Origin of the sequence: Xanthobacter sp. SG618 (assembly GCF_012932745.1) — a bacterium.
Classification (GTDB): domain Bacteria; phylum Pseudomonadota; class Alphaproteobacteria; order Rhizobiales; family Xanthobacteraceae; genus Xanthobacter; species Xanthobacter flavus.
Genome location: NZ_JABBHL010000002.1, coordinates 432,359 through 458,371 on the forward strand (window position 1 = coordinate 432,359; position 26,013 = coordinate 458,371).

Here is a 26,013-nt window from a genome sequence, read left to right on the forward strand (position 1 = left end):
GACAGCGTGAGCGAGCCCCTTCTCGTCATCGGCAACGGCATGGCCGCCGCGAAGCTCTGCGAGGAGTTGACGCGGCGCGCGCTCGGCCGCCACGCCGTGGCGGTGATCGGGGCGGAACCGCACCTCGCCTATAACCGCGTGCTCCTCTCCGAGGTGCTCGCCGGCCACATGACGGCCGCCGAGGCGGAGATGAAGCCCGCCACCTGGTGGCGCGAGCGTGGCGTGACCCTGCAATACGGCACCCCCGCCGCCGCCATCGACCGCGCCGCGCGCGACGTGATCCTCGCCGATGGCCGCCGCCTGCCCTTCGGCAAGCTGGTGCTCGCCACCGGCTCCCACCCCATCCGCCTGCCGCTGCCGGGCATGGACCTTCCCGGCGTCCACACCTTCCGCGATCTCGACGACGTGGAGGCCCTGCTCGCCGCCGCCGCCGTGCCGGGCACGCGCGCCGTGGTCATCGGCGGCGGGCTGCTCGGCATCGAGGCCGCCGCCGGTTTGGCCGGCGCGGGCGTCGAGACCCGCCTCGTCCACCTTCAGGACCGGCTGATGGAGCGACAGCTCGACGCCGCCGCCGGTGCCTTCCTCAAGCGCGCGGTGGAGGCCAAGGGCATCGAGGTGCTGCTGGGCGCCGCGAGCGAGGCCATCGAAGGCGACACCCGCGTCACCGGCCTGCGCCTCAAGGACGGCCGCGTCATTCCCGCCGACATTCTGGTGGTGGCCTGCGGCGTCACCCCCAATGCGGACCTCGCCCGCGCGGCGGGGCTGGACGTGAAGCGCGGCATCGTGGTGGACGACACCCTCGCCGCGTCCGATCCCGACATCTTCGCCATCGGCGAATGCGCCGAGCATCGCGGCATGACCTATGGCCTCGTCGCCCCGGCCTATGAGCAGGCCGGCGTGCTCGCCCGCCGCCTCGCCGGGGAGGATGCGCGCTATGAGGGCTCCGTCGTCTCCACCAATCTCAAGGTGTCGGGCGTGCCCGTCTTCTCCGCCGGAGATGTGACGGGAGGGCCGGGCACCGAGGACATCGTGCTCACCGATCGCGGGCTCGGCGTCTACCGCCGGCTCATCGTGAAGGATGGCCGGCTCGCCGGCGCCGTGCTGTTCGGCGACACGGCGGACGGCCTCTTTTACCTCGACCTCATCACCCGCCGCACCCCCATCGCCGCCATGCGGACCGAGCTTGCGTTCGGCCGCGATGCGGTGGCGGCCGCAGCCTGACAAGAAAAAGAAAGGAAACCCCATGGGCGCCGACTTCACCCTCGACCAGAAGCTTTATCTGGAAGGCTTCGTCTCCGGCGCCAAGGCCGTGCAGATCGCCCGGGGGGCTGCCCCCGCGCCTTCGGCCGCGCCTGTCGCCGAGACGACCGGGCCGGATGCCGCCAGCCACCGCGCCATGGCGCGCACCGAGGCCGAGGGCAGGAAGCTCACCCCCGAGGAGAAGGCCAAGCGCGAGGAACTGGGCCTCGACGCCTACGACCGCATGCGGGCCGCCGCCCGCGAGGGCACCTTTCCGAAGGGGCCAGACGTGCTGCGCTGGAAGTATCACGGCCTGTTCTACGTGGCGCCGGCGCAGGACAGCTTCATGTGTCGCATGCGCATTCCTGGCGGCATCCTCACCCACTGGCAGTTCCGCGGCGTCGCCGACATTGCCGAGCGCCATGGCGGCGGGTTCACCGACATCACCACCCGCGCCAATCTCCAGATCCGCGAGATCCCGCCGACGGACGGCATCGCCGTGCTGGAGGGGCTGGTTTCCCTCGGCCTCACGGCCAAGGGCTCCGGCGCGGACAACATCCGCAATGTCACCGGCACCCCCACCGCCGGCATCGACCCCCAGGAACTCCTCGACACCCGCCCGCTGGCGAGCGCGTGGCACCACTACATCCTGAACAGCCGCGACATGTACGGCCTGCCGCGCAAGTTCAACGTGGCCTTCGACGGCGCCGGCACCATCGGCGCGCTGGAGGACACCAACGACATCGGCTTCCAGGCGGTGGAGGTGGTGGACGGCTTCGGCATCGCCCCCGGCGTGTGGCTGCGCCTCGTCCTGGGCGGCATCACCGGCCACAAGGATTTCGCCCGCGACACCGGCATCGTCGTGCGCCCCGAGGAGGCGGTGGACGTGGCGGCGGCCATCGTACGCGCCTTCATCGACACCGGCGACCGCACCGACCGCAAGAAGGCGCGGCTGAAATACGTGCTGGATTCCATGGGCTTCGACGGATTCCTGAAGCTGGTGGAAGGAAAGCTCGGCCGCCCCTTCACCCGCCTTGCCGCCGAGGCGGTGAAGCCGCGCGCGGAGCCGGACCGGCTCGCTCATCTCGGCGTCCACCCGCAGAAGCAGGCGGGCCTGAACTATGTGGGCATCGCCACCCCCGTGGGCCGCATGAGCGCGACGCAGATGCGCGGCCTCGCTGACATTTCGGCGCGCTTCGGGGATGGCGACATCCGCCTCACCGTCTGGCAGAACCTGCTCATTTCCGGCGTCGCCGATGCGGATATCGCTGCCGTCATGGACGCGGTGGAAGCCCTCGGCCTCAGCACGAAGGCAACACCGCTCCAGGCCGGCATCGTCGCCTGCACGGGGGCGAAGGGCTGCCGCTTCGCGGCGGCCGACACCAAGGGCACCGCGTGGGCCATCCTCGCCCACTGCGAAGAGCGGGTCGCCCTCGACGAGCCGGTGAACATCCATGTCACCGGCTGCCACAATTCCTGCGCCCAGCATTATATCGGCGATATCGGGCTGATCGGGGCGCGGGTGCCCGTCAATGACGACGGGGACACGGTGGACGGCTATCACATCCTCGTCGGCGGAGGCTTCGGCAGCGCGGCCGCCATCGCCCGCGAGCTTTACCAGAACGTGCCGGCGGACGACGCCCCGGCCGTGGTGGAACGCCTGCTGAAAAGCTGGGTCGCCCATCGCGCCGCGGGCGAGACCTTCGCCGATTTCACCCGCCGCCTCGACCCCGACGCGCTGAAGGCGCTGGCGGCGACGGCATGAGCGAGCAAGGCAGAAGGAATTTGCCGCTGCGCGACGTGCTGCGCTGGGTCCCGGCTCTCCTTCCACTGCGCTCCGCTTCGTTTCAGTCGGCCGGGACACGAGACCGGCTTCGCGCCCCGGACGCATGGAGCGTCAGCGCAATGCGAGCCGGGGCCCAGCGCAAGACACGAGCGCCGCAGGCGCTCTCCTGATCCAGAGACACGCCCCATGAGCCTCCAGTCCCGCCCCCCCATCGTCCCGGTCCTGCCCGACAGCGCCCCCTTCACGGCGGAGCAGCGCGCGTGGCTGAACGGCTTCTTCGCCGCCATCCTCTCCACCGAGACGGCGCCCGCCCCCATGGCCCTCTCGGCCGGCGACGCGGCGGCGCTGATGCCGGACATCTCCGCGCCAGCCGTCGCCGAGGAGGACGATGGCGCGCCCTGGCACGACCCCGCCATGCCGCTTTCCGAGCGCATGTCGCTGGCCGAGGGCAAGCCTTTGCCCCGGCGCATGATGGCAGCCATGGCGCAGCAGGATTGCGGCCAATGCGGCTATGTCTGCGAGAGCTACGCCAAGGCCCTGGCGAGCGGCGCCGAGAGCAAGCTCAACCTCTGCGCCCCCGGCGGCAAGGACACGCTGCGCATGCTGAAGCAGCTGGCGGCGGAAACCTCCGCCCCCGCCGAGGCCGCGCCTGTTGCCGAAGCCCCCGCCCCGGCCGTCGTCCACGCGGCGCCCGCCGCCACCGGCACCCGCGAAAATCCCGGCGAAGTCACCTTCCTCTCCCGCACGCGCCTCAACAAAGCCGGCTCGGAGAAGGAGACGTGGCATGTGGAGTTCGACCTTGCCGGCTCCGGCATCGACTATGCCGCCGGCGACAGCTTCGGCGTCTTCCCGGTGAACGATCCCGGCCTCGTCGCGGCCGTGCTGGAGGCGCTGCACGCCCCCGCCGATTTCCCCATCGCCGGCCACACGCTCGCCGAGGTGCTGGCCCGCGAAGTGTGCCTGAAATCGGCGCCGGACGCGCTCTTCACCCTCATCTCCTACCTCGTCGGCGGCGAGCGCAAGGTGAAGGCCCGCGCGCTCGCCAATGGCGAGGATCCGGACGGCGATGCCGCCACCCTCGACGTGCTGGCGGCCTTGCAGAAATTCCCCGGCATCCGGCCCGATCCGGAAGCCCTCATCGAGTGCCTGGAGCCGCTGCAGCCGCGCCTTTATTCCATCTCCTCCAGCCCCGTCGCCACGCCCGGCCGCCTCACCCTCACGGTGGATGCGGTCCGCTATGATTGCGACGGCCGCACGCGGCTCGGCGTCGCCTCCACCTTCCTCGGCGACCGCCTCGCGCCGGGCACGCGGATGAAGGCCTATATCCAGAAGGCCCACGGCTTCGCCTTGCCGCAGGATCTGGCGAAGGACGTCATCATGGTCGGCCCCGGCACCGGCATCGCGCCGTTCCGCTCCTTTCTCCACGAGCGGCTGGCCACCAAGGCCCCGGGGCGCAACTGGCTGTTCTTCGGCCACCAGCGGCGTGAGACGGATTTCTTCTATGAGGACGAGCTTTCCGGCCTTCAGGCCGCCGGCTGCCTCACCCGGCTGGACACCGCATGGTCCCGCGACGGCGACCGCAAGGTCTATGTGCAGGACAAGATCCGCGAGGCCGGCGCCGAGCTGTGGGGCTGGCTGAAGGGCGGCGCCCATTTCTATGTCTGCGGCGATGCCAAGCGCATGGCCAAGGACGTGGAGCAGGCCGTTGCGGATGTAGCCGCCGCCCATGGCGGGCTCTCGGCCGAGGCGGCGGCAAAATTCGTCGCCGATCTCAAGACCGCCGGGCGCTATCAGGCCGATGTGTACTGAGCTAGAAATGATCGCCCAGCCTCAGGCAGGATCGGCATGAACGCCCCGCTCGCCTCGCCCCCTTCGGTGAAGACCACCTGCCCCTATTGCGGCGTCGGCTGCGGCGTGAAGGCGACGCCGGACGGGCGCGGCGGCGCGCTGGTGGAAGGGGATCATGACCACCCCGCCAATCTCGGCCGCCTGTGCTCCAAGGGCGCGGCGCTGGGCGAGACGCTGGGGCTCGAAACCCGCCTGCTCCATCCGCTGGTGCGCGGCGCGGACGGCGTGCTTGCCCGCGCGAGCTGGGACGACGCGCTCGACCGCATCGCCGGCGACCTCAGGGACATCATCGACCGGCATGGGCCGCAGGCGGTGGCCTTCTATCTCTCCGGCCAGTTGCTGACCGAGGATTATTACGCCGCCAACAAGCTGGCCAAGGGCTTCCTCGGCACGGCGAACGTGGACACCAATTCCCGCCTGTGCATGTCCTCCTCCGTCGCCGGCCACAAGCGCGGCTTCGGCTCGGACACGGTGCCGGGAAGCTATGAGGATCTGGACCGGGCGGACCTCATCGTCCTCACCGGCTCCAACACGGCGTGGTGCCATCCCGTTTTGTTCCGCCGCATGGAGGCGGCGCGCAAGGCGCGGGGCACGAAGCTGGTCGTCATCGATCCGCGCCGCACCGACACGGGGGCCGAGGCGGACCTGTTCCTGCCGCTGGCCCACGGCACGGATGCGCTGCTCTTCTCCGGCCTGCTCGTGCATCTGGCGCAGAGCCCCGCCTTCGATGCCCCCTATGTGGAGGCGCACACCACGGGCTTTGCCGAGGCGCTCGCCGCCGCCCGCGCGATGGCGCCCGATGCCGAAACCACCGCGCGCGCCTGCGGGCTGGCGGTGGAGGACGTGGAACGTTTCTTCGCGCTGTTCACACAAACGCAGCGCACCGTCACCTGCTATTCGCAGGGGGTGAACCAGTCGGCGGTGGGCACCGACAAGGTGAATGCCATCCTCAATTGCCATTTCGCCACCGGCCGCATCGGACGGGAGGGCATGGGGCCGTTCTCCCTCACCGGCCAGCCCAATGCCATGGGCGGGCGCGAGGTGGGCGGGCTCGCCAACCAGCTCGCCGCCCATATGGGCTTCTCCCCCGCCGAGGTGGACCGCGTGCGCCGCTTCTGGGGCTCACCTCACATGGCGGAGCATGAGGGTCTGAAGGCGGTGGACATGTTCGCCGCCATCGGCCGGGGCGAGATCAAGGCCCTGTGGGTGATGGGCACCAACCCCGCCGTGAGCCTGCCCGAGGCGGACGCCGTGCGCGAAGCCCTCGCGGGGCTGGAGCTGTTCGTCCTGTCCGAGAACGTTCAGGCCAACGATACCGCCGCCTGCCGCCCCCATGTGATGCTGCCGGCCGCCGCCTGGGGCGAGAAGGACGGCACCGTCACCAATTCCGAGCGCCGCATCTCCCGCCAGCGCCCTTTCCTGCCCCGCCCCGGCGAGGTGAGAGCGGACTGGTGGGCGCTCAAGGGCGTGGCCGAGCGCCTCGGCTTCGGCGATGCCTTCCCCTGGCGCGGGCCGGCAGACATCTTCCGCGAGCACGCGGCGCTGTCCGGCTTCGAGAACGGCGGCACGCGCGACTTCGACATCTCCGCTTTCGCCGACCTCTCCGAGACCGCCTATGAGGACATGACGCCGCTGCAATGGCCCCTGCCCGCTGACCGGGCGGAGGGCACGCCGCGCCTGTTCGCGGACGGCGGCTATTTCACGCCGGACCGGCGCGCAAGATTTGTGGCGCCGCGTCCCGTCGCGGCGGCGGAGGGGGCGGGCCCCTACCCATTCTTGCTCAACACCGGCCGCATCCGCGACCAGTGGCACACCATGACCCGCACCGGCCTTGCCCCCCGGCTCGGCGCGCACATCCCGGCACCGTTCGTCGCGGTGCATCCGGACGATGCCGCGCCGCTGGGGCTGGCGACCGGGATGCTGGCCGAGGTGACGAGCGCCCACGGCCGCGCGGTGCTGGAGGTGGTGGTGGACGCCGGCCAGCGGCCAGGCACCCTGTTCGCGCCCATTCATTGGAGCCACGCGAATTCGTCCGATGGCCGCGTCGGCGCGCTTGTGCATGCGGTGACCGATCCGATCTCCGGCCAGCCGGACGCCAAGGCAACGCCCGCCGCGCTTTCCCCTTACGCCGCCCCGTTCGAGGGCTTCGTTCTGGCGCGCCGCCCCATGGCCCTGCCGGAGGGCGTGTGGTGGGCGCGCGCGGCGCTGGAGGGAGGCTATGGCTGGCGCATCGCCGGCCGCATGGGGCCGCAGGACTGGGCGCAGTGGGTGACGGCGGAAGGCCCGGCCGACGTGGCCGAGCTGAGCGACACGCCCTCCGGCCTCTATCGCGCCGCCGCCTTCGATGCGGACGGGCGGCTTGATTTCGCGGTGTTCATCGGCGCCGCCGGCCAGCGCGTGGCGTGGGATGCGCTGAAGGGGCTGCTGGCGTCCGAGGTCTCGGCCGCCGACCGGCGCCTCGTGCTCTCCGGCCGCCGGGCGGGCGCGAATGCTTCCTGCGGTCCGCTGGTGTGCGCCTGCTTCGGGGTGCCGAAGGACACCATCCTCGCCGCTATTCGGGAAGGTGCCGCCGATGCGGCGGCGGTGGGGGCGCGGCTCAAGGCCGGCACCAATTGCGGCTCCTGCCTGCCGGAAATCCGCAAACTCATTCTGGAGTCGAAGGCGCCGGCGTGAGACGCCCTCGCGCCCCGGACGCATGGAGCGAACGCGCAATGCGAGCCGGGGCCCAGCGCAAGGGGGCCGCCGAAGGCGCTTCGTAATCCCGGCGCTCTCAAGCGTTGCCCGCTGCGCGGCGCTTTTGCGCTGGACCCCGGATCAGCGCTCCGGCTGCGCCGTCGCTTGTCCGGGGAACGGCCCTCCGGTCAAGCCGGAGGGCGACGGGGCGAAAGCCGGAGAGCGCCGGCGATGACCTGAGACGAGGGAGGGAAGGCCTCAGCCTTCCTTGCCTTCGGCCTTGGCGCGCTCGATGCCTTCGAGGATCAGCTTCTGCGCCTCGGCGGCGTCGCGCCAGCCCACGATCTTCACCCACTTGTTGGGTTCCAGATCCTTGTAGTGCTCGAAGAAGTGCTCGATCTGCTTGAGGGTGATCTCGGGCAGGTCGTTGTAGTTCAGCACCTTGTCGTAGCGCTTGGTGAGCTTGGAGGAGGGCACGGCGATGATCTTCTCATCCATGCCGGCCTCGTCCTCCATCAGCAGCACGCCGACCGGGCGGGCCGAGATGACCGCGCCGGGCACGATGGCGCGGGTGTTGGCCACCAGCACGTCGCAGGGGTCGCCGTCGCCGGAGAGGGTGTGCGGGATGAAGCCGTAGTTTCCGGGATACCGCATGGCGGTATAGAGGAAGCGATCCACGAAGAGGGTGCCCGCGGCCTTGTCCATCTCGTACTTGATCGGCTCCCCGCCGATCGGGACTTCGATCAGCACGTTCACGTCGTGGGGCGGGTTCTTGCCGATCGGGATCGCGTCGATGCGCATGGGATGCTCGCTCTTGACACTGGCTGCGGGACTTCGGGTCCGCTCCGACCAAAGTCGAATCCGCGCCACGCAGGGCTGCGCAGGCGCTTCGGACCCGACGGGCGGGTGCCCGTCCGGGCGCTACCGCTGCCAAGCGAAGGCGGTCTTGTCCAGCGTTTTCGAACCGAACTGCTCGGTCGAGGATGCGACCGGTTGCCCCCCCAACGCCTGATAGAAGCCCACGGCGCTTTCGTTTTCCGCCAGCGCCCACACCACGAGACCACCAAGCCGCGCAATGGCGAGATCGCGCCGCGCCGCCGCGAACAGGCGCTGGCCGAAGCCGAGGCCCTGATATTGCGGGTGGAGGTAGATTTCGTAAATCTCGCCGCCATAGGGCAGCGCCTTGGCGCGGTTGCCGCCGTAATTCACGTAGCCGGCGATATCCTCGCCCACGAGCAGGACGGAGAGGCGGCTGCCGCGGCGGATGGCGGCATCCCACCAGCGCGGGCCGCGCCGCTCCACCATACGCTCCAGCTCGATGCCGGGGATGATGCCGCGATAGGCGGTGCGCCACGCGTCGTCATGGACCGCCGCGATCGCCTTGGCGTCGGCGGGCTTGGCCCTGCGGATCTCGATCAGGCCGGTGGTCATACCCGTGATGGAAGCAAACCCGGCGCGTTCCATCAAGGGGCATGACGCATGGCAGCCCCAACCGGCGGGGGATGATGCCTTGAGCTTTGCCGCATGCACGCCAAAACCGCGCGGCGGCAAAGGCACTTAGCCACCCCTAGGCCGCCACCTCGGGGATGAGGGACACGTTCATCACAAAGCGGCGTTCCTCGCCCGCGGGGATGTGGAGAAGGCCCGGCTTCTCCACGAACGGGCGGGTATCGCCCTCCGGCGTCGCATAGCCGGACCACGGCTCGATGCAGAGGTAGGGCGCGCCGGGCTTGGTCCAGATGCCGAGGTCCGGCATGCCGGGAAAGGTGATGTCCAGCCCCGGCCGGCCCGGCACGCCATACTGGAGCCGGTGCGAATTGAGGCCGAGGAAGATCAGCGCGTCGCGCTCAAACATGGCGTCATCCGGCTTGAGCACGCCGTCGGCAGCCGGGCTCAGCTCGCTGGCGCGGGAGAGCAGGCCGTTGACGGGGCGGTGGATGGGCGCGGGCTCGGGCTCGGCGAAGATCACCCGATGCTCGGCGCGGGTGCCGCCATAGGGCAGCGGCCAGAGGAAAGCGGGGTGGTAGCCGAAGCTCGCCGGCAGCACGCCGGGGCCGGGATTCGTCACCACCGCCTCCATGGCGAGCGTCGCGCCGTCCAGCGCGAAGGTCACCTCCAGCGCGAAATCGAACGGGTATTCCGCCCGCGTCGCCTCAGTGGGCAGAAGGCGGAAGGTGGCGCGGTCGGCCGCCTCCGCCACCACCTCGAACTCGGAAAAGCGCGCGAAGCCGTGCCGGCGCATGGGGTGCCCCTTGCCCTCGTGCACGAGGGTGAGGTCCGGCAGCTCGCCCACGATGGGGAACAGCAGCGGCGCGCGGCCGGTCCAGAAGGCCGGATCTCCGTGCCACAGCAGAGCGCGGCCCTCGGCGTCCGCAAGCGCGCGAAGCTCGGCGCCCAGCGTGGAAATCTCCGCCGACAGCGCGTCCGAGCGCAGCGATACGGTCCTGCCCATGGTGTCCCCCCGGTTTCGTCCCTGCGCCACCTGTAACACCGGACGGAAACGGGAGCACGGGGAGGCGCCGCCAGATCGCGTTGGAGCCGCGCCGGCCGACCCCTTCCCCAACGTCAGAATTACGACCAAAGGCCAATCCGGGTCATCCCTCACCCGAAAGTATTAGGGGACCGCCCTCCTGCAAAAACACCGTTTCCTGCCCGGAAAAAAGCCCGCCACGCCACGTAATAAAACGTCAATATCGACGCCAACCATTTGCAGATCATCGATTCCCGCGCGTTCCACAGAAGCGCGCAGCGCACTGCACAATACATTCGGCGTATGGCCGAAAGTACGGGGTTTCCTCAACTAGCGCGGGCCATCGGCTCTGGTACAGAGTGCAGGGTGACGAGGCCGTCTAAGGCCAAGGTCGATCACGAGATAACAACCGGGGCCCTTGGGGTACCTAGGGCTTTCAGGGAGGCGCGACCCATGGAAAACTCCGTGGCCGCACGCATTGCGGCTGATCCCAACTACAAGGCGCTCAAAGCGCGCCGTTCGAGCTTCGGGTGGATCCTCACCCTGGCCATGCTCATCGTGTATTATGGCTTCATCCTGCTCATCGCCTTCCGCAAGGATGTGCTGGCGGCGCGCATCGGTGACGGCGTGATGACCTGGGGCATTCCGATCGGCTTCGGCGTGATCGTCTTCACCATCCTCATCACCGCCATCTACGTGCGCCGCGCCAACGGCGAATTCGACGCGCTCTCCGAGAAGATCAAGCAGGAGGCGCTCAAGTGACCGCGACGCTCCCGACGTCCTACGCCCGCCGCGCGCTCGCCATCGGCGCCCTGGCGGCGTTCGTCCTTGCCCCCACGCTGGTGCTCGCCGCCGGCGGCGATCTCGGGCAGGCCGACAAGCAGTCCACCAACTGGACCGCAATCACCATGTTCGCCGTCTTCGTGATGGGCACGCTCTACATCACCAAGTGGGCGGCCGCGAAGACCAAGTCCGCCGCGGACTTCTACACCGCGGGCGGCGGCATCACCGGCTTCCAGAACGGCCTCGCCATCGCGGGCGACTACATGTCGGCCGCCTCCTTCCTCGGCATCTCCGCCGCGGTGATGACCTCCGGCTATGACGGCCTCATCTACTCCATCGGCTTCCTCGTCGGCTGGCCGATCCTGACCTTCCTCATGGCGGAGCGCCTGAGGAACCTCGGCAAGTTCACCTTCGCCGACGTCGCCGCCTTCCGCTTCGCCCAGACCCCGGTGCGCGTGTTCGCCGCCTCCGGCACCCTGGTCGTGGTGGCGTTCTACCTCATCGCCCAGATGGTCGGTGCCGGCCAGCTCATCAAGCTGCTGTTCGGCCTCGACTACTGGATGGCGGTGGTGATCGTCGGCGCGCTGATGATGGTCTACGTGCTGTTCGGCGGCATGACGGCCACCACCTGGGTGCAGATCATCAAGGCCTGCCTGCTGCTCGGCGGCGCCTCCTTCATGGCCTTCATGGTGCTCTGGCGCTTCGGCTTCTCGCCCGAGAAGATGTTCGCCGCCGCGGTCGATGTGAAGACCAATCTCGCCGCCGCCAAGCCCGGCACCACGCCGCAGGCCGCGGCTGCCGCCGGCCAGGCCATCATGGGTCCGGGCACCTTCATCAAGGACCCGATCTCGGCCATCTCCTTCGGCATGGCGCTGATGTTCGGCACCGCCGGCCTGCCGCACATCCTCATGCGCTTCTTCACGGTGCCCAGCGCCAAGGAAGCCCGCAAGTCGGTGATGTGGGCCACGGGCTGGATCGGCTACTTCTACCTGCTCACCTTCATCATCGGCTTCGGCGCCATCACCTTCGTGCTGACCAATCCGGAGTTCCTCGACGCCAAGGGCGGCCTCATCGGCGGCTCCAACATGGCGGCGGTGCACCTCGCCCATGCGGTCGGCGGCAACGTGTTCCTCGGCTTCATCTCGGCGGTGGCGTTCGCGACCATCCTCGCGGTGGTGGCCGGCCTCACGCTGTCGGGCGCCTCGGCGGTGTCGCATGACCTCTATTCGACGGTCATCAAGAAGGGCAAGGCCGACAGCGCCTCGGAGCTGAAGGTCTCGCGCGCCACCACGGTGGCCCTCGGCATCCTCGCGGTGCTGCTCGGCATCGCCTTCGAGAAGCAGAACATCGCCTTCATGGTGTCGCTGGCCTTCGCGGTTGCCGCCTCGGCCAACTTCCCGGTGCTGTTCATGTCGGTGCTGTGGAAGGACTGCACCACCAAGGGCGCCGTCATCGGCGGCTTCCTGGGGCTCCTGTCCTCGGTGCTGCTGACCGTGCTCTCGCCTTCGGTGTGGGAAGCCACCCTCGGCAACCCGGCCGGCTCCGCGCCCTTCCCCTACACCTCGCCGGCGCTCTTCTCCATGACGCTCGGCTTCGTCGGCATCTGGCTGTTCTCGATCCTCGATAACAGCCAGCGGGCGAAGATCGACCGCGCCGGCTTCCCGGCGCAGGAAGTGCGCTCCGAGACGGGCATCGGTGCATCGGAGGCGTCGGGGCACTGACCCCGTGCTAGGCTGAGACCATGCCACGGCCGGACCCCATGACCGGCCCCCCGAACGGGGACCGCCGGGAGGATGAACCCCGGGCCGCCACGGCCCGGGGCACAGACCCCCACGGTCCCGAGGACGCCCCCGCAGCGTCCGGCCCGCCCGCCCCCGGGCGGGCATCGCCGTCAGAACGGGACCGGCGCGAGCTGGTCTCGCTCATGACCTCGCGGGTGCGCGACGTCTATCTGCGCAAGCCCTTCTTCGTGGACGGGGCGACCGACCTCGTCTCCCTCTGCCGCGATCTCTCCGCCCGCCGCCTCAGCGAGGCCGTGGTGCGCGACGGCGACCGCATCGGCATCTTCACCACCACCGACCTGCGCGACGCGCTCACCCGCGACACGCCTCCCTCGGCCCTCATGGTGCGCGAGGTCGCGACCTTCGAGCCGTGGTGCATCGCGCCCGACGCCGAGCTGTTCGAGGCGCTCATCCTCATGCTGCGCCACCGCATCCACCGCCTGCTCGTGCGCGAGGGCGGCGGGCGGGCCGCCGGCGGGGACGGCATCCTCGGCGTGCTCGGCCAGCTCGACCTGATGGCCTTCGTCGCCAACCACTCCCATTTGATCGCCCTGGAGGCTGCCCAGGCGGGCAGCCTCGACGAGCTGAAGGCCGCCGCACGGCAGATCGACAGCATGGTCGCCGTGCTCAGCGCCGACGGGGTACGGGTGGAGGTGATCGCCGCGCTGGTGGGCGAACTCAACGCCCAGGTCTTCCGCCGCCTGTGGGATCTGCTGGCGCCCGAGGAGCTGCGCGCCAATTCCTGCCTCATCGTCATGGGCAGCGAGGGGCGCGGCGAGCAGATCATCAAGACCGATCAGGACAACGGCCTGATCCTCAGGGACGGCTTCGCCTTCGCGGGGTTGGACGACGTCACCGCCCGCTTCACCGCCGCGCTCATCGATTTCGGCTATCCCCCCTGCCCCGGCGGCGTCATGCTGAGCCGGCCGACCTGGTGCCAGGCGCTGTCCGCCTTCAAGGAGACGCTGAAGGACTGGATCCACGGCGGCGTGCAGGATGGCCCCATGAACCTCGCCATCTTCCTCGATGCCGTGGCGGTGGCGGGCGATGCCTCCCTGGCCGCGGCGGCGCGGGCGAATGTGGACTTCCTGATGATGGGCGACCACGGCTATTTCGCCCGCTTCGCCCAGGCGGTGGATCGCTTCGGCGAGAGCGGGAGCTGGTGGAGCCGCCTGCCCGGCCTCACCGGGCGCGGCGCGGCAGAGGTGGACCTGAAGAAGCTCGGCATCTTCCCCCTCGTCCACGGCGTGCGGGCGCTGGCGCTGGAGCACCGCATCACCGCCCTCGGCACCGCCGACCGGCTCGCCGCTCTGGTGGCGGCCGGGCACATGGACGAGGGCTTCGCCCGCGATCTCACCGATGCGCTGCGCCTGTTCATGGGCATGAAGCTCTCCAGTAACCTCAGGCAGATCGCCGACGGCCGGCCGCCCAGCAACGCGCTGCGCCTCGCCGACCTCGGCACGCTGGACCGGCAGGCATTGAAGGAGGCCCTCGCCATCGTGCGCGGCTTCAAGCAATGGCTCTCCCGCCACTACCGGTTCGACGCCCTATGAGCCCCGGCCGCGCCTCCGCAGAGCCTGCCGAGCCGCCGGGAGGGCGCGAGCGCGGGCCGGACCGCCAAGGACCGGACCGGCAGGTGCTGATCGCGCTGGCGGCACTGGGCATGCTCGCCTTCAACTTCCCGCTGCTGGCGGTGTGGGACACGGAGGCAACCGTCTTCGGCCTGCCACTGCTGCCGGTGGCGCTGTTCGCCATCTGGGGCGCGCTGATCGCGGCGCTGGCCTTGGCCAGCGAGCGGCGGGGGACCGGCTCGGCCGCGCCCCTCCTCCCGGCCGAGCCGGACGAGCACTGAGGCGGCGCGATGGGACCCGCCCTCTCCCCCGCCCTCGTTATCGGTGTCGCCGCGCTCTATCTGGCGGCGCTGTTCGCCGTCGCCGCCTTCGCCGACCGGCGCGCCCGGGAGGGCCGCTCGCTCATCGGCAATGCGTGGGTCTACGGCCTGTCACTGGCGGTCTATTGCACCGCCTGGACCTATTTCGGCAGCGTCGGCCGCGCGGCCACCACCGGCGTGTGGTTCCTGCCCATCTATCTCGGCCCCACACTGGTGATGCTGGTGGCGTGGGTGGTGGTGCGCAAGATGATCCGCATCGCCCACACCTACCGCATCACCTCCATCGCCGATTTCATCGCCTCCCGCTATGGCAAGAGCCCGCTGGTGGCGGCGGTGGTGACGCTGATCACCGTGGTCGGCATCGTCCCCTATATCGCCCTGCAACTGAAGGCCGTCTCCGCCGGCTACACCGTGCTCACCGCCACCGGCGCCCATGCGGCGGCACCGAGCTGGTGGCAGGACGGTACCCTGCTGGTGGCGCTCGCCCTCGCTTTGTTCACCATCCTGTTCGGCACCCGCCACCTCGACAGCGCCGAGCGGCACGAGGGCATGGTGGCGGCGGTGGCGGCGGAATCCCTCGTGAAGCTCGTGGCCTTCCTCGCGGTGGGCGCCTTTGTCACCTACGGCCTGTTCGGCGGCTTCTCGGACGTGTGGGCCCGCGCCTCGGCGCTGCCGGGGGTGAAGGGCCTGCTGACGCTTTCGGGGGCGGGCAATTTCGCCTGGGCGCAGTGGTTCAGCCTCACCCTGCTCTCCGGCCTCTCCGTGCTGCTGCTGCCCCGCCAGTTCCAGATGATGGTGGTGGAGTGCGTGGACGAGCGGCACCTGAAACGCGCCGCCTGGGTGTTTCCCGCCTATCTCCTTGCCATCAATATCTTCGTCCTGCCTCTGGCGTTGGGCGGGCTCGTGCTGCTCGGCAAGGGCGCGGACCCGGAGACCTTCGTCCTCACTTTGCCGCTGGCGCACGGGGCGGGCGGGCTGGCGCTCATCGCCTATGTGGGTGGGCTCTCGGCGGCGACGGGGATGCTCATCGTCGAGACCATCGCCGTCTCCACCATGGTCTGCAACGACCTCGTGATGCCGGCGCTGCTGCGCCTCAAGCTCATCCGCGCGGACGGGGGCGACCTCACGCGGCTGCTCCTCAACATCCGCCGCGCCGCCATCCTCGGCGTGCTGCTGCTCGGCTATCTCTATTTCGTGGTGGCGGGGGAGGCCTATGCGCTGGTCTCCATCGGCCTCATCAGCTTCGCGGCGGTGGCGCAGTTCGCCCCGGCGCTGCTGGGCGGCATGTACTGGCGCGGCGCCACGCGCCTCGGCGCGCTGGGCGGGCTCCTCGGCGGCTTCGCGGTGTGGGCCTATACGCTGATGCTGCCCTCGGTGGCGAAATCCGGCTGGATGGACGCCGCCTTCCTCACCCATGGCCCGTTCGGCATCGCCGCCTTGGCGCCGGAGCGGCTGTTCGGCCTCTCCGGCCTCGACAACCTCTCCCACGCCTTGTTCTGGAGCCTGTTTGTCAACGGCGTGCTCTATGTGGGGCTCTCGCTCTGGCGCGCGCCGTCCGGGCGGGAGGCGAGCCAAGCGCTGCTGTTCGTCGACGTGTTCGCCCGCGGCCGCAGCGCCGCCGATCCCGTCTTCTGGCGCGGCCGCGCCCATCGGGCCGACCTCGAGGCCCTCGCCAGCCGCCTGCTGGGCGCGGATACCGCCCGTCAGATCTTCGAGGACCACGCCCGCGACAGCGGCACCGGCGACGTGGCGGACCTCACCGCCGATGCCCGCCTCGTGGACATCGTGGAACGCCGCATTGCCGGTGCGGTCGGCGCGGCCTCGGCCCGCGTGCTGGTGGCGGCGGTGGCGGACGAGGAGCCGCTCAACGCCGGCGACGTGATGGACATCCTCAACGAGGCCTCCCAACTGCGCGTCTATGCCCGCGCGCTGGAGGAGAAATCCCGCTCGCTGGAGATCGCCTCCACCGAACTCTCCGCCGCCAATGCCCAGTTGCGCACGCTGGACGAGCTGAAGGACGACTTCATGTCGTCCGTGACCCATGAGCTGCGCACCCCGCTCACCGCCATCCGCGCTCTGTCCGAGCTGATGCTGGACACGCCGGACATGGAGGCCGAGCAGAGGCAGGACTTCCTGCGCATCATCGTGGGGGAGAGCGAGCGGCTGGGGCGGCTCGTCAACCAGGTGCTGGACATGGCCAAGATCGAATCGGGCCATGCCGAGTGGCACAGCACCGACGTGGACCTCAAGGCCCTCGTCGCCGACGCGGTGAAGGCCACCGCGGAACTCGCCCGCACCAAGGGGGCCGAGATCGTGCTCACCGCCCCCGCCGCGGTGCCGTCCGTGAAGGCCGACCCCGACCGCCTCACCCAGGTGATGCTGAACCTCATCTCCAACGCCGCGAAATTCGTGCCGGCGCAAGGCGGGCGCATCGATGTGCGGCTTCTGGCCGACGCCGATGGGCTGGAGGTGCAGGTCGAGGACAACGGCCCCGGCGTACCGCCCGCCGACCGCGACACCATCTTCGAGAAGTTCCGCCAGGGCGGCGATGCCCTGAACCGCCCGCCCGGAACCGGGCTCGGGCTTCCGATCAGCCGCCGGATCGTGGATCATTTCGGCGGAAAGATCTGGCTGGATCAGAAGGCGGGCAAAGGCGCATGCTTCGCCTTCCGGCTGCCGCTCCGGTCCCAAGGGGCGAACGCCCCGACACAAACAACGTCGGCAGAAGCCGAAGAGACCACATGAGGAGGAAACGCCATGGACAGGGAGATCGCAGTGGAGACGGGACCGACGCCCGCGCCCTGCCCCCAGGGGGCCAAGGTGCTCATTGCCGATGACGAGCCCAACATCGTCGTCTCGCTGGAATTCATGATGAAGCGCGAGGGCTTCGCCGTGCTGGTGGCGCGCGACGGACGCGAGGCGCTGGAGACGATCCGCCGCGAGCATCCGCGCCTCGTGCTGCTGGACGCCACCATGCCGGGCATGAGCGGCTTCGACGTGTGCGAGGCCGTGCGGGCGGATGCCGAGGTGCGCTCCACCCGCATCGTCATGCTCACCGCCAAGGGCCGCGAGACCGACATGGCCCGCGGCGTCGGCGCCGGGGCGGACGCCTATGTCACCAAGCCCTTCTCCACCCGCGAGCTGATGCAGAAGGTGAAGGACATGCTGGCCGAGCCGCCCGCCGGGAGCCTTCCTGCATGAGGTTGCCGCGGGGGATGGGCGCTGTTCTGGCCATGCTGCTGCCGGGGCTCGCCCTTGCGCTGTGGCTGGTGCTGGGCGCCGGCTTCCTGCTGATGGCGCTGGATGGGGATGCGCGCTCCGCGCTTCTCGGCGCCCTCGCCCCGGTGGCCGAGAGCCACGGCATGGTTCTGGTGCTGTGGTGGGTTCTGTTCTCCGCCGGTGCCGGGCTGCTCGCGCGGCGGTTCTACGGGATCCATGCCGAGGCGCCGGCCCGTCTCGCCGATGTGGCGCGGGTGCTGGCGGGCGATCCTTCCGCGCCTCACGTTCCGGTCACCGGCCCGGCCGGGCTGAAGGCGCTGGCCGAGGTGGTGAACGATCTCGCCGCCCAGCGCCGCACGCTACAGGACGACATGGCCCGGCTCGTCGCCGAGGCGAGCCGCGACGTCGCCTTCCAGCGCGACCAGCTCGCGGCCTTGATGGCGGAGCTGGAGCAGTCCGTGGTGGTGCTGAACCTCGAAGGCCGCATCCTCCTCTACAACGCCCGCGCCCGCACCCTCTTCCGCCGCCTGTTCCGCACGGCCGGAACGGCGGAGGGCGTCAGCGCCGATCCCATCGGCCTCGGCCGCTCCATCCACACCGTCATCGACCGCGCGCTGATGGACCATGCGCGCGAGACGGTGGAGCGGCTGATGGGCCGGGGCGAGGCGCGGCCCTCCGCCCGCTTCGTCACCACCACGCCGCTGGGCCATCTGGTGCGGGTGCTGCTTGCCCCGGTGCGGGCCGAGGCGGGCGGCGCGGTGACCGGCCAGCAGATCACCGGCTTCGTGCTGCTGCTCGACGACATCACCGACGAATACGAGGCCCGCGCCCGGCAGGACCGTACCCTCATCGACCTCAACGAATCCGCCCGTGCCTCGCTCGCCGCCATGCAGGCGGCCCTCGACATGCTGGATTATCCCGACCTCGACGCGTCCGACCGCGAGCGGTTCCAGGCCGTGGTGCGCGACGAGGTGATGGGGCTCGGCACCCGCCTGTCGCTGGCCGCCGATGCCACGGGCGACATGGGCAGCCGCTGGCCGCTGCAGGACATGCTGGGCGCGGACCTCGCCGCCGCCGCCGCACGCCGCATTGCCGCCGACACCGGCCATGCCGTGGCAACCGATCAGGTGGATGCGGACATCTGGCTGAGCGTAGACAGCTTCGCCCTCATCGGCGCCCTCGCCTTCCTCGCCGCCCGCGTGGCGGAGGCCGAGGGCGGGGCCGATCCCGCCTTCGCGCTGCGCCTGACCCCGGCGGGCGGGCGGGTGCATCTCGACCTCGCCTTCGCCGACGCCCGTGCGGCCACCGGAGGCGGCGGCTGGCAGAGCACGCCCATGGGCGGCACCTCCCAGCTCTGCGTCCGCGACGTGGTGGAACGCCATGGCGGCGAGCTCTGGCTGGAGCGGGCGCGCTCCGGCACCGGCGCCTGCTTCCGCTTCCTGCTACCGGCCGCTTCCGAGGGCCATGCCGAGGCGGCGGCCCCGGCGGAGAGCCGGCCGGCCTATTTCGATTTCGACCTGTTCGCCGCTAGCGCCGGCAGCCATGCCAGCGACGACCGCCTCTTGAGCGACCTCGCTTATACGGTGTTCGACACCGAGACCACCGGCCTCGACCCGGCCGGCGGCGACGAGATCCTCCAGATCGGCGCCACCCGCATCGTCAACGGACGCATCCTCGCCAGCGAATGCTTCGACCAACTGGTGGACCCCGGCCGCTCCATCCCCGAGGCCGGCATCGCGGTGCACGGCATCCGGCCGGAGATGGTGCGGGGCAAGCCGCGCATCGGCGAGGTGCTGCCCGCCTTCCACGCCTTCGCGGCGGAGACCGTGCTGGTGGGCCACAACGTGGCCTTCGACATGCGCTTCCTCACCCTGAAGGAAGAGACGAGCGGCGTCGCCTTCGACCAGCCGGTGCTGGACACGCTGCTGCTGGCCGGCCTCGCCCATCCGGGCGAGGAAAGCCACAGCATGGAAGCCATCGCCGGCCGCCTCGGCGTCACTGTCTCCGGCCGCCACACCGCCTTGGGTGATGCGCTGGTGACGGCGGACATCTTCCTGAAGCTGCTGCCCCTGCTCCGCGCGCGCGGCATCCGCACATTGGGCGAGGCGCGGGCGGCGGCGGCGACCTCCTATTATGCCAAGCTAAAGTACTGAGGCTTCACCCCACGCCTTCCAGCAGCCCCGCCAGCGCCTCCGGCTCCAGCACCATGGCGTCGTGGCCGGTGGGCATCTCGATGAAAGTCCAGCCGGCCTGCCGCGCATAGGCCCGCGCGGGCTCCATGGGCAGATAGAGCGGGTCGGTACAGGAAATGTAGGTGCAGGGCCGCCCGTTGCCGACGGGATGGGAGAGTGCGAGTGGGCTCTCGTAGGAGCCCACCGGATGGGGCGTCAGGCGGCGGCGCACCCAGTCCGCGCGGGAATGGTCGACGGGGACGCCGAAGGCCGTCACCTCCGGCACCGGCATGGCGATGCCGCCCGCTTCCGCCACCTTCCGTCGCCGCTCCGCCACCACCTCCGCCGGCAGCACGCCGAAGGCGCTCTCGCCGTTCTTGAGGATGGTGGCGTCGAGATAGACGAGGGCGCGGATGCGCTCCGGCATGGCATCCGCCACACCGCTGATGACCGCCCCGCCATGGCTGTGGCCGACGAGGATGATGTCCCGAAGCTCCTCCGCCTCGATCACGCCGGTGACGTCGGCCACGAAGGTCGAGAGGCTGATGTCGGGGCCGAGAAGATGGCGCCGCTCTCCGAGGCCGGTGAGCGTGGGCGTGAACACCCGATGGCCTCGCGCCCGCAACAGGTCCTCCACGTCCCGCCAGCACCAGCCGCCATGCCACGCGCCATGGACGAGCACAAAGGTCTTCGGCGAAATCCTGTCTCCGGCACCGGCCATGAGCGCGCCTCCATTTTCGCGGAGTGAAGCAGCCTTCCGGCCGCGCGGCAATGCGGATGAATTGCGCCGCTCGCGCCCCTCCCTTAAGGCTTCGGGGGAGACGAGAAAGGGCGCAACCATGGCGGACGAGACCCCCACCTTGAAGGACTTCGCCCTCGCCCTCTATGCCCGCGAAGGCGTGCCGCCCGCCTGCCTCGCCTTGCAGGAGGCGACCGGGCTCGACGTCAACATCCTCCTCTTCGCCGCCTGGCGCGGGGCCGTGCTGCGGCGCGAGGTGAGCGCCACCGACATCGCCGCCGCGCGGGCGCGCGTGGCCGAGTGGCACAGCGAGGTGGTGAAGGCGCTGCGCACCGTGCGCCGCCGTCTGAAGACCGGCCCCAGCCCTGCACCGGACGACCGCACGGCGAAGCTGCGCGCGCAGGTGCAGGCCATCGAGATCGCCGCCGAGATCATCGAGCTGGAAGAGCTGGGCGCCCTCGCAGACGGCCCGCCTGCACCGCCCCAGACCGATGCGGCGGCGCTCGCCTTCGCCGCCATGGCGCAGGTGGTGGCGTCCTTCGCCGCGCGACCGCTTCGCCCTGAGGAAGAGGCCGCCGTACGGGCCATCGCATCCGCGATCTGAGCCTCAGCGCGCGCAGCACCTTGCCGGGGGTCATGAGGCCGCCCCCACCTGAGTTATGGCCTGAACGCGAAGGCCCGCTCGTGGCGGCGCTCCACGCCCTTCAGCGCGGCCAGATCGCGCACGCCGAGCTGGCCCATGGCCACCTGCACTTCCTCGATGAGCAGCTCCGCCACATAATCCGCGCCGCCGTCGCCGATGCCGGCGAGGCCGATGAGGAAGGCGCGGCCGCAGAAGGTGCTGGTTGCCCCCAGCGCCAGCGCGCGGACCACATCGAGGCCGGAGCGGATGCCGCTGTCGTAGAGGACGGTCGCCCGTGTCCCCACCACGGCGGCAATGGCCGGCAGCACGTCGATGGCGGCGGGCGCGGCATCGAGCTGGCGGCCGCCGTGGTTGGAGACGAGGATGCCGTCCACGCCGATGGAGATCGCCAGCTCCGCGTCGGTGGGGTGCAGGATGCCCTTCATCACCAGCGCACGCGGCCAGGCATCGCGCAGCCGCTTCACCGCCTCCCACGAAAACGTGCCCTTGATCTCGCTCTGCACGAAGCCGGCGGTCTTGGGCAGCGTCGCCGGCGCCGCCACATAGGGCGCCATGTTGGCGAATTGCGGCGTGCCGGCCTTCGCCAGCGCCAGCGCCCACGGCCAGGCGAGGGCCACGTCGCGCACCGTCCGCGCCGTGGTACGGAAGGGCACGACGAGGCCGTTATTGAGGTCGCGCGGGCGCTTGGAGCGCACCGGCGCGTCCAGCGTCGCCACGAGGGCGCGGGCGCCCGCCACCTCGGCCCGGCGCACCAGATCGATGGTGACGAGATGGTCCCGCCCCGGCAGGCCGTAGAGCTGGAACCACGTGCAGTCGCCGGCGATGGCCGCCACCTCCTCGATGGAGGCACTGGCCAGCGTACCGACCACATAGGGAATGCGCGCCTTCGCCGCCGCCTTGGCGAGAAGCTTGGTGGCACCGGGCCAGACGAGGCCGTCCACGCCCACCGGCGAGATGCCGAGCGGCGCGGCATAACGGGTGCCGAAGAGGTCGAGGCCGGTCTCCACCGGGCCGGGCGCGCCATAGCGCGGCACCAGCTTCACGGCGTCGAGCGCCGCGCGGTTCTCGGCGATGCCGACATCGGCGCCGGTGCCACCTTCCAGGAAGTCCCAGGCGAAGCGCGGGATGCGGCGGCGGGCGGCGCGGTCCAGATAATCCAGCGTCGGCATCCGCTGCTTCAGCCGCGCGGCGGCGCTGGTGCCGGAGCCGGCACCCCACGCTGCGGCCGGCGTGGCGGCGGGAGGGATGGTGGCAGCGGTGCGCGAAACGGCGTGTTCGCTCACGCCACGTTCTCCGGCCACGTTCGCCATGGCGTTTCCCCGTCTTGTCTCGTTTGCGCTGTGGTAGAGCGCACGCAGCCATCACCGCAAATAATTACGGATTATCGGGGAGATCATCACGGCTGATCTTGCTCCGCCCGCGCCGCCGCGCGGAGGGCGGAGGCGCGGGGGACCGCACGAAGGTGGCGGCGGAGGTGGCGGCATCCACCAGATCCTGCCGGATCACCTCCACCACCGCATGGGCGGCTGCCGAGATAGCCCGGCGCGGGTGGTGCACCACGGCGATGGAGCGCGTGAGCGGGGTGGCGAAGCGATGCCCGCGCACCCGTCCCGCCGCCAGCACCTGATGCAAAGCGATGGTGGGCAGCACGGTGGCGAGATCGGTGGTCGCCACCACCTCGCAGATCGCGGAAAGCGTGTCGATCTCGATGCGCGGCTTCAGCTCGATCCCGGCTTCCGCCGCCTGCGCCTCGAGGATGGCGCGCAGGCCGTGGCGCTTGGAGGGCAGCACCAGATCGAGCCCGCCCAGATCGGCAAAACCGAGGTTTCCGGGCACCTTGAGGGGCGCATCCGTGCGCACGGCGAACACCATCTCCTCGTCGAGGATGTGCTGGGAGGCGAGCCCCCTTTTCTGCCGCGGCACGTTGATGATGGCGAGGTCGAGCTGGCCGGTCGTCACCCAGTCCATCATGGTCTCGGTGTAGCCCTCGCAAGCGGAGAACTCCACGTCGGGATAGCGCGCGGCGACGGTGGCGGAGGAATTCGCCAGCGTGCTCTGCGCCACCGAGGTGATGAGCCCCACCACCACCCGGCCAGACACCCGCCCGTCGAGCCGCGCCATCTCCTGCATGGCGTGCTCCACATCGCGGACGATGGGCGAGATGAGCCGCGCCAGCGCTTCCCCCGCCGGGGTGGTGGAGACGCCGTGGGCAGTGCGGTCGAACAGCTTCTTGCCGAACTCGGCTTCGAGCTTGGCGATCTGCATGCTCAGCGCCGGCTGCACGATGTTGAGCTGGCGCGCCGCGCGGGTCACGTTGCCGGTCTCCGCGAGGCACAGGAAATACTGCATCTGCCTGAGGTCCATGGCGGAGGTTCCTTCGCACTGTCGCGGCGGCGCCGCCTGAAATCAGCGCTAATGATGAAGTCGATAATCATTCATTATTTGCAGTGATTACATCCTTTTGTCTATGACTCGATGACCGGCTCATGGAGCCGTCGCCCAGAAGGCCGGAACGGCCCGTGGCGGGGAGGGATCGTCGGCAAGGACGGGCGCGTGGCGCCCGAACGATGCGTCTTGCCTTTCCCACATCCCCCGTCCGGCCTCCGCCGCCTCAGGGCTGGCGTCAGGCACCAGTGCGCGAAGGGGATGCCATGCAGGATCACAAGCGTCTCGTCGTCGGCATCTCCGGCGCCTCCGGCGTGATCTACGGCGTCCGGATGCTGGAGCTTCTGCGCGCGGCCGGCATCGAGACGCATCTCGTCATGTCCCGCACCGCCGAGATCACCCTCGCCCACGAGACCGACCGCAAGGTGGCGGAGGTGAAGGCCCTCGCCAGCGTCTGCCATTCCAACGACGACATGGCCGCCGCCATCTCCTCCGGCTCCTTCCGCACCATGGGCATGGTGGTGGCGCCCTGCTCCATGCGCTCCATGTCCGAGATCGCGTCCGGGGTCACTTCCAGCCTGCTCAGCCGCGCCGCCGACGTGGTGCTGAAGGAGCGCCGCCGCCTGGTGCTGATGGCGCGCGAGACGCCGCTGCACACCGGCCACCTGCGCACCATGACCCAGGTGTCGGAGATGGGCGCCATCATCTCCCCGCCCATGCCGGCCTTCTATTCCCGCCCCGCCAGTCTCGAAGAGATGATCGACCACACGGTCGGGCGGGTGCTCGATTTGTTCGACATCGAGGTCGGCGCGGTGCGCCGCTGGGGCGAGGAGAGCGGCCCGCGCCGCCGCAAGGCCCCCCTGCGCCAGATCGCCCCCGCCAGCTGAATGCCCCCATTCCCGACCAGCGGAACCTGAGACCCATGTTGGACCCCCGCCCCCGTCCCGCCGCGCAGACGCCCCCCGATCTGCGCACCTGGCTCGCCGATCTCGCCGCGCGGGGCCGGCTGGCGGTCGCGCGGGAGAACCTGCCGCTGGCCGACAATCTCGCCGCCGTGGCGAAGCGCACCGAGCGCGACAAGGCGGTGCTGTTCCCCCATCCCGTGGGCGCGGATGGCAAGGCGCACGACATGCCGGTGGTGGTGAACCTCTTTACCCAGCGCGCGTGGGTCGCCGATGCCCTCGGTGTCACCGAGGACCAGCTGCTGCCCCACTTTCTCGCCGCCGCCGCGAAGCCGACGCCGTGCGTGGAAGTCACCTCCGCCCCGGTTCAGGAGGTGGTGCATACTGAGGTGGATCTCCTCACCCAGCTCCCCATCCCCTCCCACAATGAGCTGGACAGCGGCCCCTACATCACCGCGGGCCTGCTGATCGCGCGCAATCCCGTCACCGGCGTGCAGAATGTCTCCATCCATCGCTGCCAGATCAGCGGTCCGAACCGCATCGGCGTGCTGCTGCTGCCGCGCCATACGCTCGCATATTATCGCATGGCGGAAGAGGCGGGCGCGGCGCTGGAGATCGCCATCGTCATCGGCGCCCATCCGGCGCTGCTTCTCGCCTCGCAGGCCATCTGCGCGCTGGACGAGGACGAGATGGAGATCGCCGGCTCGCTCCTCGGCCGTCCGGTCGAGGTGGTGAAGTGCAAGACCAATTCGGTGCGCGTGCCGGCCGCCGCCGAGATCGTGGTGGAAGGCCGCATCCTGCCCAAAGTGCGCGAGCCGGAAGGCCCGTTCGGCGAGTTCCCGCAATATTACGGCCCGCGCGCCGCCCGCGAGGTGATCGAGGTGGATGCGGTGACCCATCGCCGCCACCCCATCTATCACACCATCGTCGGCGGCTCGTTCGAGCATCTGGTGCTGGGCGGCGTGCCGCGCGAGGCGACGCTGCTGCAGCACCTCAAGCGGTCCTTCCCGAACGTGCTGGACGTGCGCCTCACCCGCGGCGGCACCTGCCGCTATCACCTCGTCGTCAAGATCGACAAGGAGCGCGAGGGCGAGGCCAAGAACATCATCCTCTGCGCCTTCGGCGGCCACTATGACGTGAAGCAGGTGGTGGTGGTGGACAAGGACGTGGACATCTCCAGCGCCGACGAAATCGAGTGGGCGGTGGCCACCCGCTTCCAGGCCGACCGCGACATGGTGGTGGTCTCCGGCGCGCTGGGCTCCAAGCTCGATCCCTCCACCGATGCAGGCGGCATCAGCGCCAAGCTCGGCCTCGATGCCACCGCCCCCCTCTCCGACGATCCCCTCGCCTTCCGCCGCATCCGCGTGAAGGGCGAGGAGAGCGTGGACCTCTCCGACGCGCTGGTGAAGGACCCCAACGCCGCCTTCGCCCGCATCGTCGCCCAGGTCTCCTGACCTGACCCGAAGCCGGCGCGGACCCAAGT

At 70.1% G+C, this 26,013-nt stretch carries 20 protein-coding genes; 14 read left to right on the plus strand and 6 right to left on the minus strand.

The features are described from left to right. Window positions 1-6 precede the first annotated feature (6 nt). From FHT36_RS07520 to FHT36_RS07535, 4 genes are all read left to right on the plus strand, one after another. Window positions 7-1,221, plus strand: a complete 1,215-nt coding sequence (locus FHT36_RS07520) for an FAD-dependent oxidoreductase (protein WP_169121873.1) — start codon at window positions 7-9, stop codon at window positions 1,219-1,221. A 22-nt stretch (window positions 1,222-1,243) separates the two neighbouring features. Further along, window positions 1,244-3,004, plus strand: a complete 1,761-nt coding sequence (locus tag FHT36_RS07525) for a NirA family protein (RefSeq protein ID WP_169121874.1) — start codon at window positions 1,244-1,246, stop codon at window positions 3,002-3,004. A 207-nt stretch (window positions 3,005-3,211) separates the two neighbouring features. Continuing rightward, window positions 3,212-4,834 (plus strand): sulfite reductase subunit alpha, encoded by a 1,623-nt coding sequence (locus FHT36_RS07530; RefSeq protein WP_169121875.1) that lies wholly within the window; start codon window positions 3,212-3,214, stop codon window positions 4,832-4,834. Between the two features lie 36 nt (window positions 4,835-4,870). Beyond that, window positions 4,871-7,546, plus strand: a complete 2,676-nt coding sequence (locus tag FHT36_RS07535) for a nitrate reductase (RefSeq protein ID WP_169121876.1) — start codon at window positions 4,871-4,873, stop codon at window positions 7,544-7,546. Between the two features lie 258 nt (window positions 7,547-7,804). On the opposite strand, the gene ppa is transcribed toward FHT36_RS07535, so the two are convergent. From ppa to FHT36_RS07550, 3 genes are all read right to left on the minus strand, one after another. Further along, complete coding sequence (ppa, locus tag FHT36_RS07540; RefSeq protein ID WP_169121877.1) at window positions 7,805-8,347, minus strand: inorganic diphosphatase; 543 nt, start codon at window positions 8,345-8,347, stop codon at window positions 7,805-7,807. 120 nt (window positions 8,348-8,467) lie between these two features. Continuing rightward, window positions 8,468-8,977, minus strand: a complete 510-nt coding sequence (locus tag FHT36_RS07545) for a GNAT family N-acetyltransferase (protein WP_029556674.1) — start codon at window positions 8,975-8,977, stop codon at window positions 8,468-8,470. A 136-nt stretch (window positions 8,978-9,113) separates the two neighbouring features. Continuing rightward, on the minus strand, window positions 9,114-9,998 hold the full coding sequence (locus FHT36_RS07550) for an aldose 1-epimerase family protein (RefSeq protein WP_169121878.1): 885 nt from the start codon (window positions 9,996-9,998) through the stop codon (window positions 9,114-9,116). Window positions 9,999-10,469: 471 nt separating this feature from the next. On the opposite strand from FHT36_RS07550, the gene FHT36_RS07555 reads away from it, so the two are divergent. The 7 genes from FHT36_RS07555 (at window position 10,470) to FHT36_RS07585 (ending at window position 19,843) form a co-directional block, all read left to right on the plus strand. Beyond that, a complete protein-coding gene (locus tag FHT36_RS07555; RefSeq protein WP_169121879.1) occupies window positions 10,470-10,778 on the plus strand; it encodes a DUF485 domain-containing protein in 309 nt (102 codons plus the stop codon). A gap of 41 nt (window positions 10,779-10,819) precedes the next feature. Further along, window positions 10,820-12,520 carry a cation acetate symporter gene (locus FHT36_RS07560; protein ID WP_229646878.1) on the plus strand — a complete coding sequence of 567 codons (1,701 nt, stop codon included), beginning with the start codon at window positions 10,820-10,822 and terminating at the stop codon, window positions 12,518-12,520. Window positions 12,521-12,723: 203 nt separating this feature from the next. Next, window positions 12,724-14,133: a putative nucleotidyltransferase substrate binding domain-containing protein gene (locus tag FHT36_RS07565; protein WP_246702076.1), complete on the plus strand. Its 1,410-nt coding sequence runs from the start codon at window positions 12,724-12,726 to the stop codon at window positions 14,131-14,133. Further along, on the plus strand, window positions 14,130-14,432 hold the full coding sequence (locus FHT36_RS24185) for a hypothetical protein (RefSeq protein WP_210257613.1): 303 nt from the start codon (window positions 14,130-14,132) through the stop codon (window positions 14,430-14,432). The genes FHT36_RS07565 and FHT36_RS24185 overlap by 4 nt, the downstream gene beginning before the upstream one ends. 9 nt (window positions 14,433-14,441) lie before the next feature. Next, window positions 14,442-17,216: an ATP-binding protein gene (locus FHT36_RS07575; RefSeq protein WP_169121882.1), complete on the plus strand. Its 2,775-nt coding sequence runs from the start codon at window positions 14,442-14,444 to the stop codon at window positions 17,214-17,216. A 12-nt stretch (window positions 17,217-17,228) separates the two neighbouring features. Further along, window positions 17,229-17,672: a response regulator transcription factor gene (locus tag FHT36_RS07580; protein WP_168462217.1), complete on the plus strand. Its 444-nt coding sequence runs from the start codon at window positions 17,229-17,231 to the stop codon at window positions 17,670-17,672. A gap of 14 nt (window positions 17,673-17,686) precedes the next feature. Next, window positions 17,687-19,843 carry an exonuclease domain-containing protein gene (locus FHT36_RS07585; protein WP_210257614.1) on the plus strand — a complete coding sequence of 719 codons (2,157 nt, stop codon included), beginning with the start codon at window positions 17,687-17,689 and terminating at the stop codon, window positions 19,841-19,843. 4 nt (window positions 19,844-19,847) lie between these two features. Here FHT36_RS07585 and FHT36_RS07590 read toward each other — a convergent pair whose 3' ends face one another. Further along, on the minus strand, window positions 19,848-20,582 hold the full coding sequence (locus FHT36_RS07590) for an alpha/beta fold hydrolase (RefSeq protein WP_169121884.1): 735 nt from the start codon (window positions 20,580-20,582) through the stop codon (window positions 19,848-19,850). 118 nt (window positions 20,583-20,700) lie between these two features. Between FHT36_RS07590 and FHT36_RS07595 the strand changes: the two genes are divergently transcribed. Beyond that, entirely contained in the window at window positions 20,701-21,204 is a 504-nt protein-coding gene (locus tag FHT36_RS07595) for a TIGR02444 family protein (RefSeq protein ID WP_169121885.1), read from the plus strand. Window positions 21,205-21,257: 53 nt separating this feature from the next. Here FHT36_RS07595 and FHT36_RS07600 read toward each other — a convergent pair whose 3' ends face one another. Both FHT36_RS07600 and FHT36_RS07605 read right to left on the minus strand, forming a co-directional pair. After that, window positions 21,258-22,526: an alpha-hydroxy acid oxidase gene (locus FHT36_RS07600; RefSeq protein WP_210257615.1), complete on the minus strand. Its 1,269-nt coding sequence runs from the start codon at window positions 22,524-22,526 to the stop codon at window positions 21,258-21,260. A 91-nt stretch (window positions 22,527-22,617) separates the two neighbouring features. Next, complete coding sequence (locus FHT36_RS07605; RefSeq protein WP_169121887.1) at window positions 22,618-23,607, minus strand: LysR family transcriptional regulator; 990 nt, start codon at window positions 23,605-23,607, stop codon at window positions 22,618-22,620. A 287-nt stretch (window positions 23,608-23,894) separates the two neighbouring features. On the opposite strand from FHT36_RS07605, the gene FHT36_RS07610 reads away from it, so the two are divergent. Together FHT36_RS07610 and FHT36_RS07615 are read left to right on the plus strand one after the other, a co-directional pair. Then, window positions 23,895-24,515: a UbiX family flavin prenyltransferase gene (locus tag FHT36_RS07610; protein ID WP_169121888.1), complete on the plus strand. Its 621-nt coding sequence runs from the start codon at window positions 23,895-23,897 to the stop codon at window positions 24,513-24,515. Between the two features lie 35 nt (window positions 24,516-24,550). Continuing rightward, entirely contained in the window at window positions 24,551-25,984 is a 1,434-nt protein-coding gene (locus FHT36_RS07615) for a UbiD family decarboxylase (RefSeq protein WP_169121889.1), read from the plus strand. Window positions 25,985-26,013 lie beyond the last annotated feature (29 nt).